This is a genomic window from Parabacteroides sp. merdae-related_45_40 (genome assembly GCF_001915675.1).
Map to the genome: position 1 here is coordinate 1 of NZ_MNQY01000004.1, position 4546 is coordinate 4546.

The 4546-nt window shown below is 40.5% G+C and carries 3 protein-coding genes; all 3 read left to right on the forward strand.

What is annotated here, in order from left to right; translation table 11 throughout:
- The first annotated feature begins 441 nt into the window (after positions 1–441).
- The 3 genes from BHV83_RS00040 to BHV83_RS00050 all read left to right on the forward strand — a co-directional run bounded on the left by BHV83_RS00040 (position 442) and on the right by BHV83_RS00050 (position 4317).
- Positions 442–1218 (forward strand): DUF6261 family protein, encoded by a 777-nt coding sequence (locus BHV83_RS00040; protein ID WP_147379844.1) that lies wholly within the window; start codon positions 442–444, stop codon positions 1216–1218.
- 163 nt (positions 1219–1381) lie between these two features.
- Complete coding sequence (locus tag BHV83_RS00045) at positions 1382–3049, forward strand: T9SS type A sorting domain-containing protein (protein ID WP_122206165.1); 1668 nt, start codon at positions 1382–1384, stop codon at positions 3047–3049.
- 146 nt (positions 3050–3195) lie between these two features.
- Complete coding sequence (locus BHV83_RS00050; protein ID WP_122206164.1) at positions 3196–4317, forward strand: DUF4925 domain-containing protein; 1122 nt, start codon at positions 3196–3198, stop codon at positions 4315–4317.
- Positions 4318–4546: the final 229 nt, after the last annotated feature.

Below are 4546 nucleotides of genomic sequence, written 5' to 3' on the forward strand. Positions count from 1 at the left end.
GGCTTTGTGGCAGCAGGCTTATGAAACACAGGTCGATGCCCATTTTCAACTCTACTTGAATTATGTCGAATATCTGAAAGCGGCGGGAGCGTTGTCTGATTCCGTTCCTTATCGGTCGAAAGAAAAATAACAAGTGTTTTCTTTTGTCCGGTCTTTTATAATCCTTATCTTGCCGGCGGTTTCTAAAAAGGAACGGATTCCAACAAAGGGCCCAATAAAAAGATTTGGACACTTTGTAGGACAACAAAGGCTTCAAATAAATATTCTGGATGTATTGTGCCCTGCAAAACTTCCAAAAAAGTAATTTGAACACTTTGAAGCTCTACAAAGCCTTCAGAAAAAGAAATCGGACGTTTTGTAGGGCTTCGACAGGTCCAGGTCGTTTAACGGGTTTGTTGAAGTGTGACGATGAAATCTATAATCAAAATTTATCAAAGAAACATGAAACAAATTGTCAATTTCAGCAAAACGAGACTATTGGCAGAAACTTCTTATCAGTTCCATCTGGGTATTCAGGCACGTATTAAATCGGAAACGGCCGACAAGTTGGAAATCACTGAAGAAGCCGTTCGTTACGACAATGGTATCACGCGTATGGATCGAGCCCTTGAATGTTTGTCGAAAAGCGTGTTCACATCCAAAATGAATGCCGCGGACGACAAACGCGATAAAATTATCCGGATGTTACAATCCCAGGTCGCTTCCCCGGATATTTATCCCGATATTGAGGACCAAGAGGCCTGCAGGCGCTTGAATATCCTGTGCAAATCGTATAAGGACATTGTGAATGCTGCACAGGAAAAAGAAACCGGTATGTGCCGCAACCTGATCCAGGATTTGAGAAGCGATGCTTTCAAAGCGGATGTAACGAAACTGGGTCTCGACAAGTGGGTGACACGCCTGGAAGAAGCCAACGAGGAGTTCGACGCAATGGTCGAAAAACGTATCTCTGAAAACCAGACGAAGGTTACCGGAGGTGTCACTGAACCTCGTAGGCAGACGGAAGTTGCTTATGAAGATATCGTGGCAAAAGTCAATGCTCTGGCACGTGTTTATGGTGATACCAAATATGCCGATTTTATTGATTATGTCAATGCCCGTATCATTTATTTCAAGACGATCCTGAGTCACCAAGGTGTCAAGCAATCGTCCAACTTGCCGAATAATCCTGATATCCCTTCATCGGGTGGAGGGGATGACCGCCCCGGAGAATTGTAAGCTGTTTTTTAGATAGAGTTGTCTGTTTTTAAGATAACACCGGTTATCCAGTTTTGAATAATCGGTGTTAACTTATTTGTCTTGCATAAGTCGAGGCTATTATTTAGTTTTGCTACCATTATAAAACAAAAATGTTTTATGTTTAATCTAAAAATATAGATTTATGAAAAAAGTTTTTACATCGATTAGTATGGCGTTATGTCTTGTAGCGTCTTCCTTTACTACCTCTGCACAGACGGTGCAGTTGAGCGAAGCTCAGAAAACAGAAATCCAAAAAGAAGTATTGCCGGTCGTATTCGAACAGATCAAAGAGCAAACAGGTCTCGATATTTTAGGATGGGCACAGCCGCAACTGAGTTCGGATTTCATTGGAAGTTTGCCTGTATTGAATAATTTGCAGAGTGGATTGCGTGCCGACACACCGACGCCTTATAGCGTGAAGCCGGATAGTGTTGTTGTTAATATTGCTGCTATTCCAGGCCTTCCTTCGATGGCGGGTGTGTTGGGTAATGTAAAGGTGGAATTTGAAAATTATGCGACATCGAAATTTCCTTTTGAAATAAACGGCCGAGCACTTGAAATAGAAATGCCAGGTGTAATTAAAGCAATATCTTCTACATTGGGAACTGTAGCTGAGATTGTAATTACTTCATCTGCGGGTGCTGAAGGGGGATTACCAATAAAGGTTGATATGACTATTTCATTGTTTGAAGGGGATGCCCAGCCCTTATTGGGATTCGCTTTTGAGCAAAATGCAACTACTTATGCACTTGAAGCAAGTTTGGAAATCAGAGATGGTTTAAAGGATATTTGGGATTTAATTAAGGGTTTTAGTCCTGAATTGCCGGCTTTACCTGAATTAAATTATCTTGTTAGTATTGATATTGCAGGTTTATTGACAACAGGTGCTCTTCCTGTATCTTTATATGGCGTACCAACAGCCACAACAACAATGAGGATTCCGATGGGGGATGCTGCTGTTGCCCTTGATTTCAGTGGTAAAATGCCAATTAAATATATCGGCCTTACTTCTTATGAAGATGCTGTAGCTAAAGGATGGCGTAAACTTTGGTTTAATATGGAACAGAAAACAATCCAGGATATAGTTCTCACTATTGATAATTATGTTTATAAAACTGAGGCGAAAGTTGATTCTACTCTGGCAGATAAGACGATCATTACGATGAGTGATTATACCAAGAGCGCGACATTGACAAGTTCTCAATCAGCCATGAAATCTGTTATTGACCGTGTTGTTTCTGAGTTGGCAACAGAAGGCAAAGCCTCTTGGTACAAGATGTTAGTTGAATCTGGAAAAGATTCGAACAAAGACGGTCGCATCGATAACGACGAAAAGGTAACAACAATGGAAATTGAAGTTACACCATCTATTGTCGGTGCGGATGCTATTGCTAATATCAATATCAAATCGTATAGCTTTACCGAAACAGAAGATGTTATCACAACGGAAATGGATGTGAAAGCAACAGCCAATCTGACCAACCAAGTGATCAAAGTTGATGTAATTCCAGCAGGCTCTCCGGTTGCTGTGGGTAGTGCATATTTCACTTCCAACATCGCTGGTATCGTAACAAGCAACGATGATATCACAATTAATACCGTAAAAGTAACACCGGTCGATGGTGGTATCTACATTGATAATAGTGAAAAGGCAACTTATCGTATCGTTAATATGAGTGGAGCTACGATTGCTAACGGAACTGTTTCTGGTGACAATGCTTATATTTCAACCTCTTCTTTGGCAAAAGGTGTATATGTGATTGTGGTAACGGAAAATGGTGTTAGCCAGTCTGTGAAATTTGCTCGTTGATTAAGTTTTTGATCTGAAATATTTTTATTCAAAGTGGCGTCGGTTGTTTCTTCGGAAATAACCGGCGTTAACTTTTTTACTTTGTTTCTCACATCTCTATTCTGTATCTTCGCTTCGTTTTTTATGTATAATTTAAATAGAAGATTATGAAGAAAAATCTGTTGTTTGTGTTTACAATGTTGTGTGCGTTGAGTTTCTTCACTGCTTGTAGTGATGATGACAACTCGGATTCGGAAGTGCCCGTGCTGTTGAAAGGTGAAACGGCTTTCAGTGCAGAAAAACTTTCTCTCAAATATGGAGACAGCCCGCTTTTGGGAAAAGCAATCACTTTTTCGACCGAAGATGGCAAAACCGGAACGATTAAGATGGAAGGCGTGTTTGATCCGAGTATCATCAAGGATCTGTTGCCTTCGAAAAACAACGTGGTTCCGGCATTAGCACCGGGAGTTATTCCGGGTGAAGTAGTAACTATGTTTAATGTTAATCTGACTCAGGATGGGAATAAATATACATTCGAAGGCACAGATTCCAACAACGGCCGCGAAATGAAGTACGCCGGCACGGTCGATTCCACCTCTATGACTTTGGCTGTCAATGTCACGATGCCTAAAAATGATTTATTGGGGACTTGGAATTTGGCGAAGCAAGATATGACAACCGGTAAATCGCCTGTTATTCTTTCTTGGATATCGACGTCTCCAGGTATCACAATTCCCGGCATGATAGATGAGCCGTGGCCAACCAAAGATGCCGCTGCTTTATTGGGGAATATCTTTTTGTCTCCGATGTTAACTAAGTATCTTCATACGGTAACATTTCAAGAAGATGGAAATATCGTTGCAAGTTATTCCGCTGCAGGTAAAGAAGACGAGAATTCTGTTTCGCCTGTTAATCTGGCCCAGTATTATATCAAAGATGGCAAGTTATATTTGCAATTGAATATAGATATGATTCTTGCGACTATTGCGGCTAATAAGACTAAAACGAAGGCGTTGGATGCTTCGGTGATTCTACAGTTTGCCTCTTTGCTTTCGGAAGGAATTCCTTTGAATTGTGAAATTAAGGATGGAACTGCTGCTATCTATGCAGACAAAGATTTGATTTTACCGTTGTTAAGTCTGCTTTCATCTGAAGAAATTGTCGAGTTGATCATTGCACAGGTTCCGGCTGGACAACAGGAGATGGTAAAAGCTATTTTTGATCAGCTTCCTGAACTGATTAAAACAACGACTGAGTTTAATGCAGGTCTTAATCTGGAGAAGGAGTAATTTGTATTGTAGATTTTATCTTATTTGAAAAAGACTGTATCAAAATCCATGTTTTACGTTTGAGGCGGGAATGGATTGTTTTGATACAGTCTTTTTTATGTAGTTTGGTGTTTTTGCGGTTCTTATGTATATTTCTTATCTCGGTGCCTTCCGGTACAAATAAATCGCGATAAACGTATACAATATATTCGGAATCCAGGCGGCCATAGCAGGGCTGAGGTTGCCGTTG

What these genes read in the sequence shown, in the direction of transcription:
- BHV83_RS00040 (WP_147379844.1), top strand. Translation starts at nt 442, where the DNA reads ATGAAACAAATTGTCAATTTCAGCAAAACGAGACTATTGGCAGAAACT.
- BHV83_RS00045 (WP_122206165.1), top strand. Translation starts at nt 1,382, where the DNA reads ATGAAAAAAGTTTTTACATCGATTAGTATGGCGTTATGTCTTGTAGCG.
- BHV83_RS00050 (WP_122206164.1), top strand. Translation starts at nt 3,196, where the DNA reads ATGAAGAAAAATCTGTTGTTTGTGTTTACAATGTTGTGTGCGTTGAGT.